Annotated in this window: 26 protein-coding genes; 11 read left to right on the top strand and 15 right to left on the bottom strand. The window is 70.9% G+C overall.

Annotated elements, in window-relative coordinates; translation table 11 throughout:
• Positions 1–40 precede the first annotated feature (40 nt).
• From hflX to miaA, 3 genes are all read right to left on the bottom strand, one after another.
• Positions 41–1534 (bottom strand): GTPase HflX, encoded by a 1494-nt coding sequence (gene hflX, locus AC6CCG_RS16735; protein WP_496655726.1) that lies wholly within the window; start codon positions 1532–1534, stop codon positions 41–43.
• Between the two features lie 61 nt (positions 1535–1595).
• Positions 1596–2441, bottom strand: a complete 846-nt coding sequence (gene dapF / locus AC6CCG_RS16730; RefSeq protein ID WP_496655725.1) for a diaminopimelate epimerase — start codon at positions 2439–2441, stop codon at positions 1596–1598.
• Positions 2442–2445: 4 nt separating this feature from the next.
• Positions 2446–3348: a tRNA (adenosine(37)-N6)-dimethylallyltransferase MiaA gene (miaA, locus tag AC6CCG_RS16725; RefSeq protein ID WP_496656276.1), complete on the bottom strand. Its 903-nt coding sequence runs from the start codon at positions 3346–3348 to the stop codon at positions 2446–2448.
• Positions 3349–3541: 193 nt separating this feature from the next.
• Here miaA and AC6CCG_RS16720 point away from each other — a divergent pair, with 193 nt between their 5' ends.
• On the top strand, positions 3542–3748 hold the full coding sequence (locus tag AC6CCG_RS16720) for an antitoxin (RefSeq protein WP_496655723.1): 207 nt from the start codon (positions 3542–3544) through the stop codon (positions 3746–3748).
• Between the two features lie 90 nt (positions 3749–3838).
• Here the strand turns inward: AC6CCG_RS16720 and AC6CCG_RS16715 are convergent, their stop codons facing one another.
• The 3 genes from AC6CCG_RS16715 to miaB form a co-directional block, all read right to left on the bottom strand.
• Positions 3839–5374, bottom strand: a complete 1536-nt coding sequence (locus tag AC6CCG_RS16715) for a hypothetical protein (RefSeq protein WP_496655722.1) — start codon at positions 5372–5374, stop codon at positions 3839–3841.
• A 71-nt stretch (positions 5375–5445) separates the two neighbouring features.
• A complete protein-coding gene (locus tag AC6CCG_RS16710) occupies positions 5446–5973 on the bottom strand; it encodes a ferritin (RefSeq protein ID WP_496655721.1) in 528 nt (175 codons plus the stop codon).
• Between the two features lie 128 nt (positions 5974–6101).
• Entirely contained in the window at positions 6102–7640 is a 1539-nt protein-coding gene (miaB, locus tag AC6CCG_RS16705) for a tRNA (N6-isopentenyl adenosine(37)-C2)-methylthiotransferase MiaB (protein WP_496655720.1), read from the bottom strand.
• A 233-nt stretch (positions 7641–7873) separates the two neighbouring features.
• On the opposite strand from miaB, the gene AC6CCG_RS16700 reads away from it, so the two are divergent.
• The 7 genes from AC6CCG_RS16700 to AC6CCG_RS16670 all read left to right on the top strand — a co-directional run bounded on the left by AC6CCG_RS16700 (position 7874) and on the right by AC6CCG_RS16670 (position 13857).
• Complete coding sequence (locus tag AC6CCG_RS16700; protein ID WP_496655719.1) at positions 7874–8482, top strand: hypothetical protein; 609 nt, start codon at positions 7874–7876, stop codon at positions 8480–8482.
• Between the two features lie 18 nt (positions 8483–8500).
• Entirely contained in the window at positions 8501–9409 is a 909-nt protein-coding gene (locus tag AC6CCG_RS16695; RefSeq protein ID WP_496655718.1) for a TIGR03086 family metal-binding protein, read from the top strand.
• Between the two features lie 87 nt (positions 9410–9496).
• Positions 9497–10396: an aldose 1-epimerase family protein gene (locus tag AC6CCG_RS16690; RefSeq protein ID WP_496655717.1), complete on the top strand. Its 900-nt coding sequence runs from the start codon at positions 9497–9499 to the stop codon at positions 10394–10396.
• A 75-nt stretch (positions 10397–10471) separates the two neighbouring features.
• On the top strand, positions 10472–11311 hold the full coding sequence (locus AC6CCG_RS16685; protein ID WP_496655716.1) for an amino acid ABC transporter ATP-binding protein: 840 nt from the start codon (positions 10472–10474) through the stop codon (positions 11309–11311).
• Positions 11312–11358: 47 nt separating this feature from the next.
• A complete protein-coding gene (locus AC6CCG_RS16680; RefSeq protein ID WP_496655715.1) occupies positions 11359–12201 on the top strand; it encodes a glutamate ABC transporter substrate-binding protein in 843 nt (280 codons plus the stop codon).
• A 70-nt stretch (positions 12202–12271) separates the two neighbouring features.
• A complete protein-coding gene (locus AC6CCG_RS16675) occupies positions 12272–12961 on the top strand; it encodes an amino acid ABC transporter permease (protein WP_496655714.1) in 690 nt (229 codons plus the stop codon).
• Positions 12958–13857 (top strand): amino acid ABC transporter permease, encoded by a 900-nt coding sequence (locus AC6CCG_RS16670; protein WP_496655713.1) that lies wholly within the window; start codon positions 12958–12960, stop codon positions 13855–13857. The genes AC6CCG_RS16675 and AC6CCG_RS16670 overlap by 4 nt, the downstream gene beginning before the upstream one ends.
• Positions 13858–14041: 184 nt before the next feature.
• Here the strand turns inward: AC6CCG_RS16670 and rny are convergent, their stop codons facing one another.
• The 3 genes from rny to recA all read right to left on the bottom strand — a co-directional run bounded on the left by rny (position 14042) and on the right by recA (position 17784).
• On the bottom strand, positions 14042–15682 hold the full coding sequence (gene rny / locus AC6CCG_RS16665; protein WP_496655712.1) for a ribonuclease Y: 1641 nt from the start codon (positions 15680–15682) through the stop codon (positions 14042–14044).
• Positions 15683–15974: 292 nt separating this feature from the next.
• A complete protein-coding gene (locus tag AC6CCG_RS16660; RefSeq protein WP_496655711.1) occupies positions 15975–16703 on the bottom strand; it encodes a regulatory protein RecX in 729 nt (242 codons plus the stop codon).
• 1 nt (position 16704) lies between these two features.
• Positions 16705–17784, bottom strand: coding sequence for a recombinase RecA (gene recA / locus AC6CCG_RS16655; RefSeq protein ID WP_496655710.1), 1080 nt, complete (start codon positions 17782–17784; stop codon positions 16705–16707).
• 256 nt (positions 17785–18040) lie between these two features.
• On the opposite strand from recA, the gene AC6CCG_RS16650 reads away from it, so the two are divergent.
• Positions 18041–18622 carry a TIGR03086 family metal-binding protein gene (locus AC6CCG_RS16650; RefSeq protein WP_496655709.1) on the top strand — a complete coding sequence of 194 codons (582 nt, stop codon included), beginning with the start codon at positions 18041–18043 and terminating at the stop codon, positions 18620–18622.
• Here AC6CCG_RS16650 and AC6CCG_RS16645 read toward each other — a convergent pair.
• The 5 genes from AC6CCG_RS16645 to AC6CCG_RS16625 form a co-directional block, all read right to left on the bottom strand.
• On the bottom strand, positions 18619–19131 hold the full coding sequence (locus tag AC6CCG_RS16645) for a DUF3995 domain-containing protein (protein WP_496655708.1): 513 nt from the start codon (positions 19129–19131) through the stop codon (positions 18619–18621). The genes AC6CCG_RS16650 and AC6CCG_RS16645 overlap by 4 nt on opposite strands.
• 35 nt (positions 19132–19166) lie before the next feature.
• On the bottom strand, positions 19167–20144 hold the full coding sequence (locus tag AC6CCG_RS16640) for a phosphotransferase enzyme family protein (protein ID WP_496655707.1): 978 nt from the start codon (positions 20142–20144) through the stop codon (positions 19167–19169).
• Positions 20141–20776 carry a hypothetical protein gene (locus AC6CCG_RS16635; RefSeq protein WP_496655706.1) on the bottom strand — a complete coding sequence of 212 codons (636 nt, stop codon included), beginning with the start codon at positions 20774–20776 and terminating at the stop codon, positions 20141–20143. Before AC6CCG_RS16635 ends, AC6CCG_RS16640 begins: the two co-directional genes overlap by 4 nt.
• Positions 20766–20960, bottom strand: a complete 195-nt coding sequence (locus tag AC6CCG_RS16630) for a DUF3046 domain-containing protein (protein ID WP_496655705.1) — start codon at positions 20958–20960, stop codon at positions 20766–20768. The genes AC6CCG_RS16635 and AC6CCG_RS16630 overlap by 11 nt, the downstream gene beginning before the upstream one ends.
• Before the next feature lie 86 nt (positions 20961–21046).
• Complete coding sequence (locus AC6CCG_RS16625; protein WP_496655704.1) at positions 21047–21961, bottom strand: AraC family transcriptional regulator; 915 nt, start codon at positions 21959–21961, stop codon at positions 21047–21049.
• A 91-nt stretch (positions 21962–22052) separates the two neighbouring features.
• On the opposite strand from AC6CCG_RS16625, the gene AC6CCG_RS16620 reads away from it, so the two are divergent.
• Positions 22053–22688, top strand: coding sequence for a class I SAM-dependent methyltransferase (locus AC6CCG_RS16620; protein WP_496655703.1), 636 nt, complete (start codon positions 22053–22055; stop codon positions 22686–22688).
• Positions 22689–22768: 80 nt separating this feature from the next.
• On the top strand, positions 22769–23902 hold the full coding sequence (locus tag AC6CCG_RS16615) for a lipid II:glycine glycyltransferase FemX (RefSeq protein ID WP_496655702.1): 1134 nt from the start codon (positions 22769–22771) through the stop codon (positions 23900–23902).
• Here AC6CCG_RS16615 and AC6CCG_RS16610 read toward each other — a convergent pair.
• The gene (locus tag AC6CCG_RS16610) at positions 23899–25275 is read right to left on the bottom strand and encodes a UDP-N-acetylmuramoyl-tripeptide--D-alanyl-D-alanine ligase (RefSeq protein ID WP_496655701.1); all 1377 of its coding nucleotides are present in this window, start codon (positions 25273–25275) and stop codon (positions 23899–23901) included. The two genes, AC6CCG_RS16615 and AC6CCG_RS16610, sit on opposite strands and share 4 nt — an antisense overlap.
• Between the last annotated feature and the right edge of the window lie 62 nt (positions 25276–25337).

The following is a 25337-nucleotide window of genomic DNA, read 5'->3' as shown; positions in this document are numbered from 1 at the left end:
GGCTCAGGGCACGGAGGTCGACAGGCTCAGGGCACGGAACTCAGCCGGCCGGGGCCACCTGATACGGCTCCAGGAGGCCGGCCAGCTGGGCGTTCACCCGGGCCCGGATCAGGCTGCCCTCGGCCTGATGGTCGACGTCGATCAACTCACCGGCCTGGTGGATCCGGTTGACCAGATCCCCACGCTGGTACGGAATCAGGGCGGTCACCTCGATCTCGGGGCGCGGCAGACCCGCCTCCACCCGAGCCCGCAGGTCGTCGATCCCGCGACCGGTCCGCGCCGAAACGATCATGGCGTCCGGATACTGGCTGCGCAGCGCGACCAGTTGGTCCGGGTCGGCCCGGTCGGCCTTGTTGATCACGATCAGTTCAGCCACCTTGCCGGCACCGATGTCGTTGAGCACCGTACGGACGGCCTTGATCTGGCCGACCGGGTCGGCGTCCGAGCCGTCCACGACGTGCACCAGCAGATCGGCCTGGGCCGACTCCTCCAGCGTCGACGCGAACGCCTCGACGAGATCGTGCGGCAGGTGGCGGACGAACCCGACCGTGTCGGTCAGCGTGTAGACCCGGCCGTCGGTCGTCTCGGCCCGGCGGGTGGTCGGGTCGAGGGTCGCGAACAGGGCGTCCTCGACCAGCACGCCGGCACCGGTGAGCCGGTTCAGCAGGCTGGACTTGCCGGCGTTGGTGTAGCCGACGATCGCCACCGACGGGATCTCGTGCCGGCGCCGCTCGGCCCGCTTCGTCTCCCGGGTCGAGTCCATCTCGCGCAACGCCGCCCGCAGCTTGGCGATCCGGCTGTTGATCCGGCGCCGGTCCAACTCCAGCTTCGTCTCGCCGGGGCCACGGCCGCCGATGCCGGCGCCGGCGCTGGCCCGCCCACCGGCCTGCCGGGACAGGTTGCCGCCCCAGCCGCGGAGGCGTTGCTTCAGGTACTGCAGCTGGGCCAGTTCGACCTGCGCCTTGCCCTCGGCGCTCTTCGCGTGCTGGGCGAAGATGTCCAGGATCAGCGCGGTCCGGTCGATCACCTTGACCTTGACCCGGTCCTCGAGATTACGCAGCTGGGCCGGGGCCAGTTCGCCGTCGCAGATCACCGTGTCTGCGCCAGTCGCGACCACGACCTGGCGCAACTCGTCGACCTTGCCGCGACCGATGTAGGTCGCCGGGTCCGGCCGCTGACGGCGCTGGATCAGGCCCTCCAGGATCTCCGAGCCCGCCGTCTCGGCGAGCAGCTTGAGCTCGAGCAGGGAGTTCTCGGCGTCCACCTCGCTGCCGGTGGTCCAGACGCTGACCAGGACCACCCGTTCCAGGCGGAGTTGGCGGTACTCGACCTCGGTGACGTCGGTGAGTTCGGTGGACAGACCGGCCACGCGGCGGAGGGACAGCCGGTCCTCGAGGTCCCATTGCGCTCCGTCGTAGCCGCCGTTCACACCCTCGGGTTCGGCCTCGGGATCAGGCTCGTCGCTGGGGTACGGCTCGGGTGCGGTGTCGTCGACGTCCAGGTCGTCGATCGGGTTCTCTGCGGCTGATGTCATCGTCAGTCCAGAATCTCACGCCGGGCAAGCCCGGACCACCGATTTCACACCCGCGCCCGGATCAGTCCTCCGGCCCGGTGAACTCGCCGTGGCCGACGATGACGGCCGGTCCGGTCAGGAACGCCTGGTCCACGCCGTCGCCGCCGGTCAGTTCGACCTCGACGGTGCCGCCCAGCACGTCCACCCGGTACGTGACCGGGCGCTCGACCACGCCCTCCCGCTCGGCGGTGGCCGCGGCGACCGCCACGGTGCCCGTCCCGCAGGACAGGGTCTCGCCCACCCCGCGCTCGAACACCCGCATCTCGACATGACGGTCGCCGACGACCCGGACGAACTCGCAGTTGACCCCGGCCGGGAACGCCTCGGCCGGCTCCCAGACCGGCGGCCTGGTCAGGTCGAGCACCGTCGGGTCGTCGACGAACGCGACCGCGTGCGGGTTGCCCACGTCGACCTTGGTGGCCGGAACCGGCTGGACCAGGCCGGCGACGGTGACCTTGACCGCCTCCGGGTCCACCGTCACGGCGCCGACGTCGACCCGGACCCGGCGGTCCGGCAGCAGGGTGGCCTCGCGGACCCCGGACCGGGTCGCGATCGGGATCACCGGGCCGTCGGCCAGGCCGTTGTCGGCCAGGTAGCGGGCGAACACCCGGACCCCGTTGCCGCACATCTCGGCGATTGAGCCGTCGGCGTTGCGGTAGTCCATGAACCAGAGATCGGGATCGCCGTGCCACTCCTCGATCCGGCCCGCCTTCACCGCGCGGAGCAGCCCGTCGCCGCCGATCCCGGCCCGGCGGTCGCAGACCGCCCGCACCTCGTCCGGGGTCGGGTCGTGCATGTCCTCCCGGTCCAGCACGATGACGAAGTCGTTCCGGGTCCCGTGGGCCTTGGTGAAGGTCAAGCTGTGCACGGTCTCAGTGTTCCACCAACGCCAGTGCTCGGGAGACCAGGTCGTCCGCGTCGTACGGCAGCCAGCGGATCCGCGGGTCGCGGCGGAACCAGGCGTCCTGCCGGCGGGCGAACTTCCGGGTCGCGGTGATCGTCGCCTCCAGCGCGCCGGCCTCGTCGGTCTCGCCGTCGAGGTACGCCAGCACCTGCCGGTAGCCGAGCGCGCGGGAGGCGGTCAGACCGTCGCGCAGGCCGCGGGCGGCGAGCTCGCGTACCTCGTCGACGAAGCCGGCCCGCCACATCGCCCGCACCCGGTCGGCGATCCGCCGGTCCAGCGTCGGGCGGTCCACGTCGAGACCGAGCATGGTCAGGTCGGGCAGCACCGCGGCGTGCGCCGGCAGCGTCGCCTGGAACGGCTCGCCGGTCAGCCGGATCACCTCGAGCGCCCGGACGATCCGGCGCCCGTTGCGGGGTTCGATCACGGCAGCGGCGGCCGGGTCGACCTCGGCCAGCCTGGCGTGCAACGGCTCGGGTCCGTGCCGCTCCAGCTCCGTCTCCAGTTCGGCCCGCAGCGCGGCGTCCGTACCGGGAAAGCGGAAGTCGTCCACGATCGCGCGGATGTAGAGCGCCGACCCGCCCACGACGATCGGCAGCACCGACCGGGCCCGGCAGTCGGCGATCGCGGCGCGGGCCAGCTCCTGGAACTCGGCGACCGTCGCGGTCCGGTCGATGGCGTAGATGTCCACCAGATGATGCGGTACGGCAGCGAGCTCGGCCGCGGTCGGTTTCGCCGTCCCGATGTCCATCCCGCGGTAGACCAGCATCGAGTCCGCGTTGACGATCTCGGCCGGCCGGCCCGCCGCGATCAGCCGCTCCGCCAGCGCCAGGGCCAGCGCCGACTTGCCCGAAGCGGTCGGTCCGACCAGCACCACAGTCACCCGAGCAGTGTGCCCGATCCGCCCCCGAGCCGCCGACGCGGCGCACGGCGGGGACACTGGCCAGGTGGACACCGGAAGCGGTAGAAAGGGTGCCGTACCGCAGGTGTCCGCGTTCATGCGGGAAGGTCGCCTGCCACGCCGCCAGAGTGGTGGCTGGTACCGGAGCAGGAACGGAGGACGGAGTATGGGTATCTTCGACAAGGCCAAGGAAATGCTGGGCGACAACCAGGAAGCGGTCGACCAGGGCATCGACAAGGCCGCTGACTTTGTCGACGAGAAGACCGGCGGGCAGCACTCCGAACAGATCGATCAGGGTGCCGACTTCGTCAAGGACCAGGCCGGGAACTTCCTCGGCGGTGGCAACCAGGACGAGCCGGAACAGCCCGCTTGATTCTCGCCAGCACATAGGCCAAGAACGACGAGGGGTCGTCCCTGGACGGCCCCTCGCTCCATGCCCGGCCACCGACGGCTGGGCCTGCGTTCAGAGCCGGGCCAAGTTGGCTCGGACGTGATCGACCAGCCGGGTCCGTTCCTCGGCCGACTCGCGCGCGGCGGTGTCGGCCAGTTCGGCCCGCTTCACGCCGTCGGCGAGCTGCTGGTTCACCTGGTCCAGGCCGGCCTTGGCCGCCTCGGCCGCCTCGTGCCGGGCGCGCAACTGCAGGCCGCACATCACGCCGAGGATCACGGCGGCGATGATCGCCAGCACCGCGAGCACGGTCTGGCCGGTCAGTGCGCAGACCAGCGCCAGCACCGCGCAGGCCGCGGCCCCGATGCCGAAGCCGTACAGCTTTCCGGGCGCCACCTTGCCGGACTCCTCGACGTTGCGGACGATCTGTTGCCAGCGGTTCTGGTCCGGTCCGGCGGCGGTGACCGGCAGCGACCCGTAGTAGGTCCGGATGTCGACCGAGGCCGCCGGCCGGGCCGCCACGGTGGCCAGTGGTTCGACGAAGGTCTGCAGTCCGGGCGCCACCCAGCGCAGCAGCGTGCGCTGCTCCGGCGAGCCGACCGCCAGCTCCTTCAGGTGGTGCACCAGCCGGTCGAGTGCATCGACCGGGGGCGGGCCCTGCTCCGACTCGGGCCGGGTCCGGCCGGGGTTCTCGATCTGCCAGCGCAGTTCTCGGGCCCGGGCCAGCAGCGCGCCCTCACCGCCGTAGCCGCCGCCGATCAGGGCCGCCACCACGGCGCGCAGCGGCGCCTTCGGATCGTCGCTGCCGGCCTTCGCCTCGGCGGGCTTGTCCTTGCTGCCGGCCGGCTGCGCGGCGTCCGGCGACGACGGTTGGGCGTCCAGTGACGGCGCGGTCGATTCGGCGAACTGACCGCGGATCCAGTTGAGGATGAAGTCGTCGTTCGTCACGCCGGTGACTCGTTCGATCGTCGACCGCCAGCCGGCCGGGTCGGTCCGCTCCAGCATCGGGCGGAACGAGGGCTCGAGCGACTCCAGGGCCTTGGGGCCGAAGACCCCGGCCACGACGGCGTCCAGCAGGACGACCTGGTGGCCGGTCAGCTCCCGGTCCGTGATCAGCAGTTCCGGAAGCCGGTCGGCGACCCGTTCGCCGTGGCCGAGCGCGCCGACCGCGGCCACCACGAACAACCTCGACTCCGGGGTGGCGCCGAGCGCCGACTTCCCCGCTTCGGCGTCGCCGCCGACGATCTCGATCACCGTGTTGGTGGCGTGCGGCAGCCAGTAGTCGACGCCGCGCGGGTCGACCGGGCCGGCCGGCAGTCCGTTCGAGAGTTGCTCGATCACGGCCATCACGTCGCGCCGGATGGCCGACGTGTCCGGATAGCCGGCCAACTCCTCACGAACGTCGCCGAGCTCCACGTACGCGTCGAAGGCCTTGGACAGCGCGTTCAGCCGGGACTCCAGCGACCCTTGCAACTTGGCCAGCTGGCTCTGCATCCGGCTGGCCCGGCTGGCGGCCGCGGATGCCTGGTACGACAGGGTCTCGACCTCTTCGCGGAGCATCCGGTCGCGGCCGTACTCGCTGGACCAGAACCAATCCCAATCGTCAGGCACGGCCGTCATTCTTGCATCAGGCGGCTCAGCCGGGCGGGATCACCGCCCGGCCGCAACAGTCCATGCGTCGGTCAGCCGGCGCCCGCGACGGGCGGTGCGGTCGGGTCGGTCGCCCCGCCGGACTGCTCCCGCTGGACGTACTCCTCGATCGCCTCGATGTTGTTCCGGGAGCGATTCACGACCGTCACCAGGTCGCCCATCGTGGCGACCTCCTCGACCTGTTCCTTGACGAACCACTGCATGAACTGATCGGAGGCGAAGTCGTTCTCCTCGCGGGCGATCTTGGTCAACTCGTTGATCTGGCCGGTGACCCGTTTCTCCTGCTCCAACGCCAGTTCGGCGGGGGCGACGATGTCGGCGAACTCGTTGACCGGCTGCTCGACGGCGGGGATCTTCACCGGCGCGCTCTGATCGATCAGATACTGCACCATCATCATGGCGTGGTCCCGCTCCTCCATCGCCTGGTTGTAGAAGAACTGGGCCATCTGCGGCATCGTCAGGCCGTCGTAATAGACGGCGCAGGCGATGTACTGCTGGTGAGCGGAGAACTCGTGCCCGATCTGGACGTTGAGTTGCTCCACGAAACGCTCTGCTGGCATCTGTCTTGCTCCTGGTCGCTCTGGGTTTGCGCCAGTGACCGTCAGGGGGATGGTCACCCGCGCCCCCATCGTGACACGGCCCACTGACCGTCCGCGGGACCGCAGGCAGAACGGCGCCGGAGCGTCGCTCAGCTCAGCGGTGCGCCGATTCCGGGCATGCCGAGGCCGACCACCGGACGGTCCGGAACCGCGTCGGCGGGACGAGCCTGCCGGGCCGCCCAGGCGTCGCCGCCCCGGGTCCGGCGCAGGCCTGTGATGCCGTCGTCGGCGGTCAGGTGGTGCGGTGCCGCGTACGTGATCACGGCGTCGGCCACGTCGCCCGGCCGTGGCCGCAGGGCCGGGTCCTCCGGCACGGCGACGTGGACCAGGCGGTTGTCCCGGGCCCGGCCGGACAGCCGCGCGGTGGCGGCGTCCTTGCGGCCCTCCCCCTCGGCGAACATCACCTCGACGGTGCGGCCGAGCTGGCTCTTGTTCTCGGTCCAGGCGACGTCCTCGACCACCTCGACGAGGCGTTCGTACCGCTCCTGGACGACCGGCTTCGGGATCTGGTCGTCCATCGTCGCGGCCGGAGTGCCGGGCCGGATGGAGTACTGGAAGGTGTACGACCCCGCGAACCGGGCCGCCCTCACGACGTCCACCGTCGCCTGGAAGTCCTGCTCGGTCTCGCCGGGGAAGCCGACGATGATGTCGGTGGTGATCGCGGCCTCCGGCATGGCGGCGCGGACCTTGTCGATGATGCCGAGGTAGCGCTCGCTCCGGTAGGAACGGCGCATCCGGCGCAGCACGGAGTCCGAGCCGGACTGCAGCGGCATGTGCAGCTGCGGCATCACGTTCGGCGTCTCCGCCATCGCGGCGATCACGTCATCGGTGAAGTCCTTGGGGTGCGGCGAGGTGAACCGGACCCGGTCCAGGCCCTCGATCTCGCCGCAGGCCCGGAGCAGCTTGGCGAACGCGGCCCGGTCGCCGAACTCGACCCCGTACGCGTTGACGTTCTGGCCGAGCAGGGTGATCTCCTGGACGCCCTCGGCGACCAGCGCGCGGACCTCGGCCAGGATGTCGCCGGGCCGCCGGTCGGTCTCCTTGCCGCGCAACGCCGGGACGATGCAGAACGTACAGGTGTTGTTGCAGCCGACGCTGATCGAGACCCACGCCGCGTACGGCGAGTCGCGCCGGGTCGGCAGTGTCGACGGGAAGGTCTCCAGCGATTCCTTGATCTCCACCTGAGCTTCGGCCTCGATCCGGGCCCGCTCGAGCAGCACCGGCAGCGAGCCGATGTTGTGGGTGCCGAAGACCACGTCCACCCAGGGCGCCTTCTCCACGATGGAGTGCTGGTCCTTCTGGGCCAGGCAGCCGCCGACCGCGATCTGCATGCCGGGATGTGACTTCTTGGTCGGCAGCAGATGGCCGAGGCTGCCGTACAGGCGGTTGTCGGCGTTCTCCCGGACCGCGCAGGTGTTGAAGACGACCACGTCGGCCTGCGTCTCGTCGCCGGCCCGCCGGTAGCCCGCGTCCTCGAGCAGCCCGGACAGGCGCTCGGAGTCGTGGACGTTCATCTGGCAGCCGTAGGTACGGATCTGGTACGTGCGAGCGTTGGAAATCGTCGGGTCCTTGCGCGGAGCGGTCGGGGGATTCAAAGAGGGTCGTCCCCCTTTGTTCTGCACTGACATGATGCGACCAAGGGTAATGCTGCTCGATCAGCCCAGCGAGTTCACCGGCCGGCCGGCTCCCGATCCGGACGGATGACCCCGAACGTCGGGCCGAACGGCCCTACCGGAGCTGCCGGAACCCGGGCCTAACGTGAGGGCAACGGGCTGGCCCTCCCGGGTATCCGCAGACCCGGAGGGGTCGGCCTCCATTCGATCCACACAGGTGCGGGACCAGGAGAACGGGGTACCCGGACATGTTCGTGCAGGTGATTCAAGGTGAGGTGTCGGACCCGGCGCAGATACGGGCGCGGTTCGACACCTGGCTCAGGGAGCTGGCGCCCGGATCGGTCGGCTGGCTGGGCAGTACGGCGGGCGTGACCGACGACGGACGGTTCATCGCGCTGGCGCGCTTCGAATCGGAGGAGGCGGCCCAGCAGAACAGCGACCGGCCGGAACAGACGGCCTGGTGGGAGGAGACGGCGTCGGTGTTCTCCGGCGAGCCCACCTTCCAGAACAGCACCTCGGTCGACGCCGACCAGGTCGGCGATCCCGGCCAGGCCGGATTCGTCCAGGTCATGCAGGGGCGGACCAGCGATCTGGAGCGGGTCCGTGAGCTGATGGCGACGGATCCGACCGACTGGCAGCGGTTCCGGCCGGAGATCCTGGGGACCCTCTCGGTAGGGCACGAGGGCGGTGCCTGGACGATGGCGATCTACTTCACCTCCGAGGAGGCGGCGCGCGAGGGCGAGCGGAAGGAGCCGCCGCCGGAGCTGCAGGAGATCATGAAGGAGATGGACGCCCTCACCGTCGGCGAGCAGGTCTTCTTCGATCTGAGGGATCCCTGGCTGGAAGCTCCGCGGTGACGGCCGTGGTGGGACGCAATGGACGTCAGCACGCTCTACCAGCTTGCGCTTGACCACTTCGGCGCCCGAGTACGGGAGATCGCACCGGAGCACTGGGACCTCCCGACGCCCTGCACCGCTTGGACCGTACGTGAGCTGGTCCAGCACGTGACCTACGAGAACGTCTGGACCGTCCCCCTCATGGAGGGGGCGACCATCGCGGAGGTCGGTGACCGGTTCGAACGGGACCTGCTCGGCGATCACCCCGCCAGGTCCGCGCTGGCGGCGATCGATGCCGCCGCGGCCGCGATGGCCGCTCGGCTGCCGGGCGACGGCACCGTACAGCTGTCCTTCGGGGAGACGCCGCTGACGGAGTACGCCCTGCAACTGGCCGCCGATCACCTGGTGCACGGCTGGGACCTGGCCGTGGCCGTCGACGGCGGGACCACGCTGGACCCCGAGGCGGTGCGCATGATCGCAGACTGGTTCGACGGTCAGGAGGAGGCGTACCGGGGTGCGGGTGCCATCGCGCCGCGCCGCCCGGTGACCGGCGATGCCCAGGATGATCTTCTCGCCCGGTTCGGCCGCGACGCGGGTTGGGGCGCCAACCATCGAGCCCTGGCCCGGTTCAACGCCGCCTTCGGCGCCGCCGACCTCGACGGGGCGCTCGCCCTGGTCACCGACGACGTGATCTTCGAGTCCACCGCACCGGCACCGGACGGCCGGCGGTACGAGGGTCGGGCCGCGGTCCGGACCGCCTGGGTCGACGTGATGGGCACGCCGGGGATGACGTTCACCGAGGAGGAGTCCTTCGTGGCGGGTGATCGCGGCGTCGTCCGCTGGAGCTATGCGTGGGGCGGCCCGGCCCCGGGCCACGTCCGCGGCGTCGACGTCCTCCGCTTCCGGGACGGACTGATCTGCGAGAAGTTCTCCTATGTCAAGGGCTGAGCTCCGGCCGGCCCGGTCGATCACCGCGGACCGGCGCGGTCCGGGCCGGGCGCCGGGCTGAGCCGGCGGACAGTAGAGTTTCGGCCCGTGACGTACCCCACCGGCGAGCAGTACGAGATCGGCTCCGGCGACCATCGGGCGGTGATCACGGAGGTCGGCGCCACGCTGCGGACCTACCGGGTGTCCGGCCGCGACGTGGTCCGCGGCTTCGACGAGGGCGAGGTGGTGCACGGCGGCCTCGGCCAGCAGTTGCTGCCGTGGCCGAACCGGATCCGGGACGGGCGCTATCCGTACGAGGGCGTGACGCAGCAACTGGCGCTCACCGAGCCGGACCGTAACAACGCCATCCACGGCCTGGTCCGGCACGTGCCCTGGACGCTGGTCGAGCTGGGTGCCGACCGGGTGGTGCAGCGGGTCCGCGTCTACCCGCAGCCGGGCTGGCCCGGGACCGTCGAGGCGACGATCGGGCACAGCGTGTCCGAGGCCGGGCTGCTGGTCGAGGTGACCGTGACCAACATCGGCGACATCCCGGTGCCGTTCGGTTATGCCGCGCATCCGTACCTGACCGTGGGCGAGTCGACGGTCGACGAGGTGTCGGTGACGCTGCCCGCGGCCCGCTACCTCGAGGTGGACGACCGGCTGCTGCCGATCGAGATCAAGCCGGTGGCCGGGACCGACTACGACCTGCGGGCCGGCGAACCGCTCGGCGACGTGAACCTGGACACCGCGTTCACCGAACTGGCCGGCGACGGCGGCACCTGGTCGGTCCGGCTGGAACTCGGCGAACGCTGGGCGGAACTGTGGGCCGAGTCCAAGTTCGGCTGGCTGCAGGTCTACACCGGTGCCGACCGACGGGACCTGTCGATCGCGGTCGAGCCGATGACCTGCGGACCGGACGCGTTCAATCCGGGCGTCACCCACGACGACGTGATCGTGCTCCGGCCCGGCGATTCCTTCGCCGGTCGCTGGGGTATCCGCGGCGCCTGATGACGACGTGCGCCGTAACCGAATTTCAACACGAAATTCCCACCTCGTGCCGAGGTGGTCGAATAGGGTCGGGCCATGACCGAAACCGGTGAAACCGTTCCGGCCGAGCCGGCAAGCGACGACGGAGTCGACCTGACCGATCCGACCGTGGGCGAGTCCGTGGCGCCACGACAGCTCGGCGGACCACTGGTCGTCCTCGACGACGTGAACAAGTATTTCGGTCAGTTGCACGTGCTTCAGGGCATCAACCTCACCGTCAATCAGGGTGAGGTGGTCGTGGTGATCGGCCCGTCCGGCTCCGGCAAGTCGACACTGTGCCGGGCGATCAACCGGCTCGAAACGATCAAGGACGGCTCGATCACGATCGACGGGAAGCCCTTGCCCAGTGAGGGTAAGGAGCTGGCGCGGCTGCGGGCGGACGTCGGGATGGTGTTCCAGGCGTTCAATCTCTTCGCGCACAAGACGATCTTGGAGAACGTCACCCTCGGGCCGATCAAGGTGCGCCGGGTGCCGAAGCGTACGGCCGAGGCGCGGGCCCGCGAACTGCTGGACCGGGTCGGGGTCGGCAACCAGGCGGACAAGTACCCGGCGCAGCTGTCCGGTGGGCAGCAGCAGCGGGTCGCGATCGCGCGGGCGCTGGCCATGGAACCGAAGGTGATCTTGTTCGACGAGCCGACCTCCGCGCTCGACCCGGAGATGGTGAACGAGGTGCTCGAGGTGATGGTCGACCTGGCTCGCCAGGGCATGACCATGATCGTCGTCACGCACGAGATGGGGTTCGCCCGCAAGGCGGCCAACCGGGTGATCTTCATGGCCGACGGGGCCATCGTCGAGGAGGCGGACCCGGACACGTTCTTCACCGCGCCGAAGAGCGAACGCGCCAAGGATTTCCTGGGCAAGATCCTGACCCACTGACCGAAACCGAACCATCGGCCGGGCCGGCCGGTGAAGCTGGAGGAAACATGAAGATCATGAAGGCCGTTGTCGCGGTGCTGGCGAGTCTCGGCCTGGCCGCGGCGTTCGCCGGCTGCGTCAACGACACGCAGACCGGCACCCCGGGTGGCAACCCGGGCGGAGGCGGCAAGGTGGTGATCGGCATCAAGTTCGATCAGCCCGGCCTCGGGCTGAAGGTCGGTGAGGACTACACCGGCTTCGACGTCGAGGTGGCACGCTACGTCGCCAAGGAACTCGGCTACACCGAGGTCGAGTTCAAGCAGTCGCCGAGCGCGCAGCGGGAGACGCTGCTGCAGAGCGGCCAGGTCCAGATGATCTTCGCGACCTACTCGATCACCGACGACCGGAAGAAGAAGATCTCCTTCGCCGGGCCGTACTTCATCGCCGGCCAGGGCCTGCTGGTCCGCGCCGACAACACCGACATCACCGGTCCGGAGACGCTGAACGGCAAGAAGCTCTGCTCGGTGACCGGATCGACCCCGGCCGAGAAGATCAAGAAGGATTACGCGACTCAGGTGCAGCTGGCCGAGTTCGACACGTACTCCAAGTGCGTCGAGGCCCTGAACTCGGGCCAGGTCGACGCGGTCACCACCGACGACGTCATCCTGGCCGGCTTCGCCGCGCAGGAGCAGTACAAGGGCAAGCTCAAGGTGGTCGGCAAGCCGTTCACCGAGGAGCGCTACGGCGTCGGGATCAAGCAGGGCGACACCGAGCTCTGCACCAAGATCAACACCGCGCTGGAGAAAATGGTCTCCGAAGGTGCCTGGAAGAAGGCCCTGACCGACACCGTCGGTGAGGCGTTCACGCCGGACGAGACGAAGAACCCGCCGAAGCCGGACGCCTGTTCCTGATTCCCTGTGCATTGGCCCGCCGCCGAGTCGGCGGGCCAATGCTTTCTCTGACGACGATCGGAGGTGATCCGTGGCTGACCTGTTCGACCTGCTCGGCAGGTACGACGTCATCGGCGCGTTCTTCATGACGATCAAGCTCACCCTGGGTGGTGCGATCGGGTCCTTGATCATCGGCACCGTGATCGCGGTCTTCCGCGTGTCGCCGGTGCCGGTGCTGCGAGCCGCCGGCACCGCCTACGTGACGCTGATCCGAAACACCCCGCTCACCCTGATCGTCTTCTTCTGCCTGTTCGGGCTGGCGAACACGCTGCAGATCAGCCTCGCCGACCCGAACTCACCGACCTCGCTGGCCGACAACGCCTTCCGGCTCGGCGTGGTCGGGCTGTCGGTCTACCACGCCTCATTCGTCGCCGAGGCGCTGCGCAGCGGTATCAACACGGTGCCGCCGGGCCAGGCCGAGGCGGCCCGGTCGATCGGCCTCGGCTTCCTGCCGACCCTGACCTCGATCGTGCTGCCGCAGGCGTTCCGCGGTGCGATCGCGCCGCTCGGCAACACCTTGATCGCGCTGACCAAGAACACCACCGTGGTCGCGACGATCGGCGTCGCCGAGGCCGCGTACACGATGCGGGCCATGATCGAGTTCGACGGCTCGCAGCTCTACCTGATCTTCCTGATCATGGCGGCCGGGTTCGTCATCCTGACGCTGCCGCTCGGCATCCTCTTCACCTGGCTGTCCCGACGACTGGCGGTGCAACGATGAGTGCAGCTCCCACCGTTCTCTTCGACGCCCCGGGCCCCAAGGCGCAGCTCCGGCACCGGATCATCGGCGCCGTCGGCCTGCTGCTGGTGGCCCTGGTCGTGGTGCTGGTCGTGATCGGCTTGGCCAACCCGGCCAACAACCAGTTCGCGCCGGAGAAGTGGTACCCGTTCCTGCTCCGCAGCACCTGGACCTCCTACATCGTCCCCGGCCTGCTGTTCACCCTGAGCGCGGCGCTCGCGGCGGTCGTGCTGTCGATCATCGCGGGCATCCTGCTCGGCCTCGGCCGGCTCGCCCCGAATGTGATCGTGCGCGCGGTGTGCGGTGTGTTCGTGGAGTTCTTCCGCGCCGTACCGGTGCTGATGATGATGCTGTTCGCGTACTTCTTCGGCTTGTACGTGCTGCAGATCACCGGCATGGCCGGGCTGTTCTTCGGCGTCGTCGCCGGCCTGTTCTTCTACAACGCGTCGGTGATCGCCGAACTGGTCCGGTCCGGTGTGGGGTCACTCCCCCGCGGTCAGCGCGAGGCCGGGCTGGCGATCGGCATGACCGAGATGCAGACCCTGTTCACCGTCCAGCTGCCACAGGCGATCACCGCGATGCTGCCGTCGATCATCAGCCAGCTGGTCGTGATCTTGAAGGACACCGCCCTCGGCACCTGGATCACCGCCTCCGACCTGCTCCAGCAGGCCAGCAACATCGGCTCCGCGTACGCGAACACCATCCCGGCCCTGCTCGTCGCAGCCGTGATCTACATCGTGATCAACTACGCGCTGACCCGGGTCGCCGGCTGGCTGGAACAGCGCCTCAAGCGGTCCGGCCGGGCGTCTCGGCGCAAGCCGGAGGCGGCCGTGATCGGGGCGCCCGATCCGGCGGCCGGTGTGGTCTCGTCGCGCTGACTCTGGATCATCACGCGGGTGGGGTTCGGGGGTCTGTGCGCGGACAACCATCCGCCCGCGGTTGACCGAGCGGTGGGTGGGTTCGCGAGGGTGCAGGCTCGTCGTCGTGCGAGTAGAGGACGTTCCCTGAGCTTGTCGAAGGGCAAGCGAGAGGGTCGGGGCGCTCCGGCCCGGAACCGAGAGGTCAGCGGGCAGTTTCGGTGGCTCGGGACTCGCGGACGACGGTGATCCGGATCTGGCCGGGGTAGGTCAGTTCCTCTTCGACCTGCTTGGCGATGTCGCGGGCGAGGACCTGGGCGGCGATGTCGTCGACGGTCTCCGGGGCGACCATGACGCGGACCTCGCGGCCGGCCTGCATGGCGAAGACCTTGTCGACGCCGTCGTGGCCGGCGGCGATCTGCTCCAGGCGCTCCAGTCGCTGGACGTAGGCCTCGACGCTCTCCCGGCGGGCGCCGGGCCGGCCGCCGCTGATGGCATCCGCGGCCTGGGTCAGCACGGCTTCGACGGTGTGCGGTTCGACCTCGTTGTGGTGCGCCTCGATGGCGTGCACGACGTCGGGGTGTTCGCCGTAGCGGCGGGCCAGGTCGGCACCGACGAGGGCGTGCGAGCCCTCGGTCTCGTGGGTGAGGGCCTTGCCGATGTCGTGCAGGAAGGCGGCCCGGCGGCAGGTGGCGACGTCGAGCCGGAGCTCGGCCGCCATCAGGCCGGCCAGGTGGGCACACTCGACGAGGTGCTTCAGCACGTTCTGGCCGTAGGAGGTACGGAAGCGCAGCGTGCCCAGGATCGGCACCAGGGCTGGATGCAGGTCGGAGATGCCGACCTCGGCGAGCGCGTCCTCGGCGGCGCGCAGGCACTGCTCGTTGATCTTGGACTTGCTCCGCTCGTGCACCTCTTCGATCCGGGCCGGGTGGATCCGGCCGTCGGCGACCAGGTCGGTCAGGGTCAGCCGGGCGGTCTCGCGCCGGACCGGGTCGAAGCAGGACAGCAGCACCGACTCCGGGGTGTCGTCGATCATCACGTTGACGCCGGTGACCTGCTCGAAGGTGCGGATGTTGCGGCCCTCGCGGCCGATGATCCGGCCCTTCATCTCGTCGCCGGGCAGGTGCACGGCGGTCACCACGGACTCGGCCGTCTGGTCGGACGCCAGTCGCTGGATCGCGCCCACGATGATGTGCTGTGCCCGCGAGTCGGCCTCCCGGGCCGCCTCCCGCTCGATCTCCCGGGTGACGATCACGGCCTGCCGCTTCGCGTCCGACTCGACGATGCCGACCAGCTCAGCCTTGGCCTGCTCCGCGCTGAGACCGGCGATCCGCTCCAGTTCGGCGGTGCGCTCGGCATCGGCCTCTGCCAGCCGTCGCCGCCCGTCCCGCAGCTCGACCTCGGACCGGTCCAACTCGTGCGCCCGGGCGTCGACCTGCCGGGCCTCGGCATCGAGCCGTTCCTCCCGGTCGGTCAGTCGCTGCTCACGGCGTTCCAGCTCGAGCCGGCGTTCCTGGAGTTCGGCACGGCGAACCCGCAATTCCTCCTCGGCCTCGGCGCGCTGCGCCTTGGCCAGCTCGAGCAGGTCGTCGGCCTTGGCCCTGACCTGGTCCCGATAGGCCCGCGCGTCGTCGCGAACGTGCGCCGCCCAGGTCTCGGCCCGCGCAGTGGCGGCCTGGGCCGCCTCGTTGGCCGCGGCCAGGGCGGCCTCGTTGGCCGATGCCTGGGCGGAGCGCTCGGCCTCGGCCGCACGCGCACTCGATTTCCGCAACACCAGGACGGCGACGATCACGACCCCGATCAGGATCACCAGGCCGGCGAGTACCAGGAATTCGAAGGTTCCCATGTCGCACTCCCCTCTCCACGCTGACGCGTGTGCTCAGGAGGGCGCTGCAGTTCGGCCCGGTCGAAGGGCAGGCTGCCGCGGAGTGCGGTCATGCCACGTTGAAAACCCTCGATCAGACCTCGCTCGACGAGCGACCTTGCGATATTGCGAAATCATCAGTCACCGCACGCTCACCGGAGCGTGGTGTGTTGTTCATATCGATCAAGCTTGCAGTTCAACCCTCACTTGGCAGCGTAAGTGGGCCTGCATGAACGGTCAAGCATCGCCCACCTGGGTTGGTCGGTGTCGCCGGTCAGGACTCGGACCGGTCGGACAGGACCTCGTCCAGCACCTGCGCGGTGACGTGCGAGGGGAAGCCGCGCCGGGCCAACGCACCGGCCAGGCGCCGATACCGGACCTGCGGCTCGAGCTTCGACATCGCCCGTGCCTTCTTCTCGGCGAGTGCCCGGGCCGCACCGAATTCGTCGGCGTCGTCGACCTCGGCCAGCGCCTCGTCGATGTGGTCGCGGTCCACACCCTTCGCGGACAGTTCCCGCCGCATCGCCGACCGAGACAGCTGACGGCGCGACTGCCGGCTCTCCACCCAGTCCCGGGCGAAGCCCCGGTCGTCGACCAGGCCGACCTCTTCCATCCGGTCCAGCACCGCGTTGGCCGCGTCGTCCGGCACCTCGCGATCGGCCAGCGCGTCGGCCAGTTCCTGCCTGGTCCTGGCCTGCCCGGTCAGCTTGCGGAGCACGATGGACCGGGCCGTCGCCTCCGGATCGGCGTCCGGCCCGTCATGGCGTTCGTCCGGCTCCTCGCTACGGCGCCGCCGGCTCGGCCGCCGCGAGCCGCGTGCCGACCCCGACCGTCGCTCGGCGGGCTCGGGTGACGACGGGTCCGGCTCAGTGGCCGGGCCGCCCTGGCCCTGCTCTTCGACAAGCTCAGGGAGCGTGCCGCGTGGCTCAGCCGGCACGGCGTCGGCAGGCGCGTGGGTGGCGAGCCACTCGCGCGCCTGCTGGACCGGGTCGACCGGAGTCAACTCAGAACTCCACCTCGCCGGTCACCGGATCGATGCCTTCCGGCACGTCGGCGGGATCGTCGACCCGGGCTCCGATGCCGAGCTTCTCCTTGATCTTCTTCTCCAGCTCGTTGGCGAGGTCGGGATTGCTGCGGAGGTAGCCGCGGGCGTTCTCCCGGCCCTGGCCGAGCTGATCGGCGTCGTAGGTGAACCAGGCCCCGGCCTTGCGGATCAGGCCCGCCTCGACACCGAGATCGATCAGGCCGCCCTCACGGCTGATGCCCTGCCCGTACAGAATGTCGAACTCGGCCTGCTTGAACGGCGGCGCGACCTTGTTCTTCACGACCTTGACCCGGGTCCGGTTGCCGACCATGTCCTGGCCGTCCTTCAGGGTCTCGATCCGGCGGACGTCGAGTCGCACCGACGAGTAGAACTTCAGCGCCTTGCCGCCGGTCGTCGTCTCCGGCGAGCCGAACATGACGCCGATCTTCTCGCGCAGCTGGTTGACGAAGATCGCGGTCGTGTTGGCGCCGCTGAGCGCGCCGGTCATCTTGCGCAGGGCCTGGCTCATCAGCCGGGCCTGCAGGCCGACGTGGCTGTCGCCCATCTCGCCCTCGATCTCGGCCCGCGGCGTCAGCGCGGCCACCGAGTCGATCACGATCAGGTCCAGCGCGCCGGACCGGACCAGCATGTCGGCGATCTCCAGCGCCTGCTCGCCGTTGTCCGGCTGGCTGACCAGCAGGGCGTCGGTGTCGACCCCGAGCTTGCCGGCGTAGTCCGGGTCGAGGGCGTGCTCGGCGTCGATGAAGGCGCAGATGCCGCCCGCCGCCTGGGCGCTGGCGATCGCGTGCAGCGTCAGGGTCGTCTTGCCGCTGGACTCCGGGCCGTAGATCTCGACGATCCGGCCGCGCGGCAGGCCGCCGATGCCGAGCGCGACGTCGAGCGAGATCGATCCGGTCGGGATCACCTCGATCGGCGCCCGCACCTCGTCTCCGAGGCGCATGACGGTGCCCTTGCCGTGCTGTCGCTCGATCTGCGAGAGAGCCGTTTCGAGGGCCTTCGCCCGGTCCTTCTCGCGATCCTTGGTGGCTGCTCCTGCCATTGGTGTTCCCTCCTCCGAACCCGTCGGGGTTCGCCGTGCCGCTTCGTGGATAGCTCTTCGTTCCGGACTCTAAGCAGAACCGCTGACAGTCGTTCAGCGCCCCGAAAATCTGTGGATGACGCAAAAAGTTGCCGTCCCTCGGTGGATAACTTAGGCGAACACATGTTCGAACGGCCAACCGACACGCCGACCTCGCCGAGCGGGACGTCGGATTCGTTCAAGCACGGCCCGGCGCCGTGCCACCAGACTCGTCTGCATGACCACAGCCTCCCTCTTCCCGACCGCCGTCGAGATCGTCGCCGACACCGTCCGCAGCCTGGACCGCCTCGACCTCGCGACCCCGACGCCGTGCGCCGAGTTCGACGCCGGCGCCCTGATCAGCCACTTCTCCGGGACCGCCGAGGCGCTCGGCCGGATCGGCCGCGGTGAGCCGCTGGAGGCCGACAACCCGTGGGGTCAGGGCCGGCCGGCGGCCGACGACTGGAACCTCCGGTTGGCCGCGAGCCTGGACCGGCTGGGCGAGGCGTGGGCCGAGTCCGGTGCCTGGCACGGGTCGGTCGACTTCGGCACCAGTGAGATGACCGCCGAAGCGGTCGGCCAGATGGCGTTCGCCGAGGCGCTGCTGCACGGCTGGGACCTGGCCCGGACGGGCGGCCGTACCCTCACCGTTCCCGAACCGGTCGGCGCGGAACTGCTCCGGCTGGTCGCCGAGTCCGCCGACCTGGGCCGCACCATGGGCGCGTACGGCGACGAGGTCCCCGTACCGACGGATCGTCCATCCTTCGACCGGGCCCTCGGCCAGGCCGGCCGCAACCCGGACTGGTCCCGGACCGCCTAGGCCGGAACCCGGCGCACCATGATCGACGCGCCGGCGAGCGCCAGGCACAGCGGCGAGTAGACCGCGACGTCGAGGCGGCGGTACTCGGGCTGCCCGGTCGGCAGCAGGCCCGAACCGACCAGACCGGCCAGCCCGCGCACCCCCAGCACGGCCGCGATGCCGGCGGTGCCGAGATGACCCAGCCACCGGACCCGGCCGTCGTCCGCGGTGCGGGCCAGGGTGAGCGCGGCCGCCGCGCCCAGGGCGCCCGTCACGGCGAAACAGGCGGCCGGCGGCGGCACCCTGTCGGACCCGACGACATGCCGGGCGAGCGAGGCCCGGTCGCGGGCCGGCCAGCTGATCCCGGCACCCCAGACCGCGTGCAGTCCGCCGATCGCTGCCAGCGCTCCGGCCGTCACCCCGGCGAGGACCAGGCGGCGGTGCCGGAGGTCGTCGGCCGGCGGCACCTCGGTCAGCCCGGCCGCCCGGGCCGGCGGGATCCGGCCGAGCGCCTCGCGAAGAGACTTCATGATCGACTTCCTTCCATACGGTGCTGTACGGAAGCCTACGCCCGGGCCAGGACCCGCTCCCAGCGCCGTACGGTCTCGACGGCCGACGGCAGCCGCTCCAGACGGTCACGGATCCGGTCATCGTCGTCGAACTCGTCGAAGAACCGGCCCAGCGCACTGGAGATCTTGGCCAGCTCGTAGCCGATCAGGCGATCCAGGATCCCGGTGCGGTGGGGCAACGGCTCCCCTCCCGCCGCCGCGTAGGCGGCCAGTGACCGGCGAAGTTGATCAAGGTCCGGATCCTCCCGGCCCCGGGCGGCGAACCGGACGAACACCGCCGCCGCCTCCAGCGGCGCGCTCTCCGGGCCGACCGTGTCCCAGTCGATCACCATCGGGCCGGACTCGGTGATCAACACGTTCCACGGCTCGATGTCGCGGTGGCTGATCACGTGCGGACCGGTGTCGGCGAAGGTCCGGACCACCCGCCCGGCCTGTTCGAGCACCAGGGCGAGCCGGCGGCGCAGCACCGGTGCCCAGGACGCGCCGCGGCGCTCCCCCGCGGCCAGCCAGTCCCGCCAGGCGTCGGCCGGCACCGGCGGCTGCTGGCCGTACCACCAGTTCGGCTCCGGCGAGTCGAGCCGGTCGGCCAGCCCGTGGATCCGCGCCAGGGTCTCGCCCAGCCAGGTTGCGACGTCGTCGTGATCGGCGAGCGGCCGGTGCTCGAGGTACGGGAAGGCCCGCAGCAGCCCGACCCCGTCCAGCCGGACCACGCTGCCGAACCACGGTCGGGCGGGCCGGAGCGGCGCCGGTGTCGCGATCCCGGCACGCACGGCCAGCTCCTCGAACTCCATCGCCGTCTCCAACTGGTCCCGCCAGGGCAGCTCGAGCTCAGCCCAGAACCGCTTCACCAGCACCGGCCCGGCGCCGGTGCCGATCCTCCACGCCTGTACCTGACCGCGGGCCCGGACCGGCTCGACCGGACCGATCGGGGCGACCAGACCGAACGCCTCGGCGACCGGCTCGACCTCGATCATCGGGCGGCGGACTCGTGGATCTGCGGCCGGTAGCCGGCTCGGATCGTGGCGACGGTCGACAGCGGCGTGAGCACCTCGGCCGGTCCGTCGAACGGGTCGCTGCGCTCGTCGTACCCGGCCGGCGTCCAGCGCCACAGCCGTCCCCGCGCCCACAGCCAGGGGGCGCCCTGCCACTGCACGAACACCCCGTCCGGCAACGAGTCCAGCGGCGCCGGGCGCAGCAGCCGGACCCCGTCGTGCAGGATCCGCTGCGGGTGCAGGGCCCGGTCCAGTTCGTCGGCCGACGGCAGGGCGCCGAGGTGGTGGCCGGCCGCCCAGGCCGTCCGGAACCGCTGGTAGTCCGGGTACCGGCACTCGGCGCACGGCCGGTGCCCGGCGGCCAGCGCGCCCGCCTCGTCCAGGAAGAACAGCTCGGTGAACCGGCCCGGCCGCAGTAGCGGGCGGCGACGGTCCTTGAACCGCAGCACGCAGATGATCCACCGGCGACCCTGGTGCCGGCGGACCAGGTCGAGCCGCTCGTTGTGCAGCACGCCGCGATTGCCGTACCAACGGCCGCGGTGCTCGGTCGCGATCAGCTCGCCGACCGGGGTGACCCGGTTGCGCAGCGGATGCTGCCGCAGCTCAGCGCTCACGCGCCGGCAGTTCCAGCGCGGCCCAGACCGCGCGCCAGATCGTCTTCGCCGGCACCCCGTCCGCGAGGGCCTGCACCACGGTCCGCCCGTCCAGGCCCGCCACATTGTGCTCGGCCGCCCAGACCCGGGCATAGCCGTCGCCGAGGTGGCGATTCAGCCGATTCCAGAGCTCGGTCTCCTTCATCGGCGCACCTCGCTCGTCTGCTCCACCACGGCGGTCACTGTACGCGGCACCTCGGACAGTCGGCCCGTCAGAGGTCGACCGAAGGATCAGGCGTCCCGCCAGGCCTGCGGCGGCACGCCGTGCTCGCGCCGGAAGACGCGGGTGAAGTAGCCGGGATCGGCGAACCCGGTCCGGCCCGCGATCGCGGCGACGGTCAGGCCGGTCTCGGCGAGCAGCCGGCGCGCCTCGATCATCCGGCGCTCGGTGAGCCACTGCTGCACGGTCCGGCCGGACCGGCGCCGGACCACGGTGGTCAGGTGAGCCGGCGTGATCGCGACCGCGTCGGCGACGTCGCGCAGCGAGATCGGTTCGGCGTAGCACTCCTCGATCACGGCGAACACGTCGGCCAGCAGCGGTTCGTCGCGCAGCCGCAGCCCGCCGGCCACGTCGGCCGCCAGCCGCAGCACCTCGACCAGCAGCAGGGTCAGCTGGGCCAGGGCGGCCTCGGCGAAGCCCTCGCGACGGTCCCGCAGTTCCCGCTCCAGCGCGGCGAACCGGTCGGCGAGCCGGTCCCGTTCTCCTTCCGGTACGGGGATCCGCTGCAGACCGCCGCCGGCCCGGACGAAGGGGGCGAGCAGCGGATGATCATGCCAGGCCCGCAGCGCGCTGGCGTCGACGGCGTCGGGCGGGAAGAACGCGGTCCAGACCTCCAGCTCGCCCTCCTCCGCCGGCTGCCCCGGCCCGCCGTGCTCGACGTCGATCACCTCGCCGGGTGCGACCAGGAACAGGTCGCCCGACCGCAGGCGCCGGTCCCGGCCGTCCAGCCGGACCAGCTGGCTACCGGCCACCACGAAGCCGAGCACCAGGAAGTCGTGGGCGTGCGGCAGCGCCCGGTCCGGCAGTTCCGACCGGTGCTGCCGGTAGACCCCGACCGGCGGCAGGCCGGGCACCCGTCGATAGCCGTACACGGGGCGGCCGGCGATCCGCCGACCCGTGTCCTCAGAGGCGAAAGATCGTCCCACTCTTGCAGGCAATGATCCATGGATTCGATCTGTGCCAGCGGAAAGACTCGGAGCTACCACCCGATGATCGTCCCACACGAGGAGCAGTCCCATGGCCGACCAGGTCCACGAACACCGCCATTTCATCCCCGCGATGGGCCAGCAGCGCTTCCTTCCCGTGTACGACCTCACCGGCTGGCTGGCCGGCGTGCCGAGGATGCACGACACCCTGCTCGACCAGGCGGCGATCGGACCGGGCCTAGCGGTGCTGGAGATCGGCTGCGGCACCGGCAACCTGCTGATCCGGGCGGCCCGACGGCACCCCGGCGCGACCGTGACCGGCCTCGATCCGGACCGGATCGCGCTGGGCCACGCCGAGCGCAAGATCACCCGGCGCGGGCTCTCGGTCCGGCTCGACGTGGGCTACGCGGACGCGCTGCCGTACCCCGACGGCAGCCAGGACCGGGTGCTGTCGTCGTTGATGTTCCACCATCTCGACGAGGCCGGGAAGGACGGCGCGCTGCGCGAGGCGTTCCGGGTACTCCGGCCCGGCGGCGAACTGCACCTGCTCGACTTCACCGGCGGCGGCCACGGCCGGATGCCGGAGCGGATCCGGGCCGGCGCCGCCGAGCGGATCCCGGACCGGCTGCGCGGGCACGGCTTCACCGAGGTCGCCCGGACCGGCGACGTGAAGGCCCGGTGGGGCTTCGGCACCTGCTCGACCTTCCGCGGCGTCCGGCCCGCCTAGCCCGGGCACAACAGACGTATCGCCGGCGTATCGAAAACCGCATACGTGCCGGGAACGCCCGCTCCGCTTGGCTGGCCGGCATGGCTCTGACCGTCGCTCCGATCAGTCCCACCGAGCATCTCGAGTTCATCCGGGCGCAACGGTCGGTCAGCTTCCTGCAGACCCCGGCCTGGGGACGGGTGAAGACGGAGTGGCGCAGCGAGTCCCTCGGCTGGTACGACGACGGCCGCCTGGTCGGCGCCGGTCTGGTGCTGCACCGACCGGTGCCGCGGCTGGAGCGGTTCACGCTGGCGTACCTGCCCGAGGGCCCGGTGATCGACTGGAGCGGCGACCTGGACGCCTGGCTCGACCCGCTGGCGGCCTACCTGATCGCCCGCGGCGCGTTCGCGATCCGGCTGGTGCCGCCGGTACGGACGAACACCTGGACCGCCGCCCAGGTCAAGGAGGGCATCGCCGATCCCGAGATCGACCGGCTCACCCAGGTGCCCGCCGAGCCGGCCGACCCGGTCGGCGCCCGGGTGACCGACTGGCTCACCGGCGCCGGCTGGCTGCCACAGAATCCGGCGGACGGTTTCGGCGCCGGCCAGCCGCAGTTCAAGTACGAGCTCCCGCTGGCCGGCCGGTCCGAGGACGACGTGCTGCGCGGCATGAACCAGCTCTGGCGGCGCAACATCAAGAAGGCGGCCAAGGAGGGCGTGGAGGTGACGGTCGCGGGCGACTCGGCCGGCCGGGAGCTGAAGGCTTTCCACGATCTCTACGTGCACACCGCCGAGCGGGACCGGTTCACGCCCCGGCCGCTGCCCTACTTCGAGACCATGATCACCGAGCTGAGCGCCGAGGACCCGGACCGGATCCGGCTCTACCTGGCCCGGCATCGCGGCGATCTGGTCGCGGCGACGCTCGGCATCCGGGTGGGCCGTCATGCCTGGTACTCGTACGGCGCGTCGTCGACCGAGAAGCGCGAGGTGCGCGGTTCCAACGCCTGCCAGTGGGAGATGATCCGGGACGCGCTGGTGGCCGGCTGCGACGTGTACGACCTGCGCGGTATCACGCCGACGCTCGCCGCCGACGACCCGCACGTGGGGCTGATCCAGTTCAAGGTCGGCACCGGCGGCCGGGCCGTCCGCTACGTCGGCGAGTGGGACCTGCCGCTGCGCCCGGTGATCTACCGCGCGTTCTCCTGGTGGATGGCGCGGCGGCGTTCAGCCCACTAGCTGGACTGAGCAACCAGCGCCGCGGCGACCTCGTCGAGGTTGGCGCCGCGGGAGGCCTTGATCAACACCACGTCGCCGGCCCGGAGTTCGCGGCGGAGCCAGTCCACCGCCGCGTCGTTGTCCGGCAGCGCGACCGCCCGCTCGGGCGCACCGCCGGCAGCCCCTCGGGCGCCGTCGGCGATCGGCCGGGCGATCTCACCGATGGCAACGATCACATCGGCCCGGTCGGCCGCGTACTCCCCCACGGCGCGGTGTTCGGCGTCGCTCTCGTCACCGAGTTCGAGCATCGCGCCGAGCACCGCGATCCGCCGGCCGCCCTCGACCGCGGCCAGGGCGTCCAGGCCGGCCATCGTCGACTCCGGATGGGCGTTGTACGAGTCGTTGATCATGGTCGCGCCGCTCGCGAGCTCGTGCAGTTCCAGCCGCCACTTCGACAGCGTGGCGCCGGCCAGCGCGGCCGCGGCCTCGTCCAACGACAGCCCGGCCGCCAGCCCGGCCGCCGCGGCGGCGGCCGCGTTCAGGGCCTGGTGCGCACCCAGCAACGGCAAGGTGACCCGGGCCGACGCCGCCGCGGTCCGCAGTTCGAAGGACGGCCGGGCCAGCCGGTCCAGCTTCGGGTCGATCACCCGGACGTCGGCGTGCTCGGCCAGGCCGAAGGTCAGCACCGGGTTGTCCGTGAGCGCGCGCATCGCGACCACCCGGGGATCGTCGGCGTTGAGGATCGCGGTGCCGCCGGGCGCCAGGCCCTGCACCAGCTCGCCCTTGGCCTTGGCGATGCCGCCGCGCGACCCGAACTTGCCCAGGTGCGCCCGGCCGACGTTGAGCACCACGGCGAGGTCGGGCGCCACCAGCCGGGTCAGATCGGCGATCTGACCGATGTGCCGGGCACCCATCTCGAGGACCAGGAACCGGGTCGCCGCGTCCGCGCGCAGCATCGTGAGCGGTACCCCGAGCTCGTTGTTCCGGGACCCGATCGTGGCGATCGTCGGGCCGGCGCCGGACAGGACGGCCGTCAGCAGATCCTTGGTGCTGGTCTTGCCCTGCGAACCGGTCACCCCGGCCACGGTCAGGCCGTCCCGCAGCCGGGCGATGGCGTGGGCGGCGAGTGCCTGCAGCGCGGCCTGGGTGTCCTCGACCACGACGGTCGGCAGCGCCGTCGGCCGAGAGCCCAGCACGGCCACCGCGCCGGCCCGGCCCGCCTGGTCGGCGAAGTCGTGGCCGTCGACGCGCTCGCCGGCGAAGGCCACGAAGAGCCCGCCGGGCTCGGCGTCCCGGCCGTCCAGCACGGCCGGGGCCGTCACCGTGACGGTCTCGTCGCCCTTGACCGTGCCGCCGACGACGGCGGAGAGTTCGCCGAGACTGAGAGGAATCATGCGCGTCAGCTTCCGCAACCGGGTGTATCGCCCGCGTATCGAAAACCGGATACGTGCCGGCA

This window comes from Microlunatus sp. YIM B11417, assembly GCF_059617205.1.
This window is presented reverse-complemented; position numbering and strand designations above follow the sequence as displayed.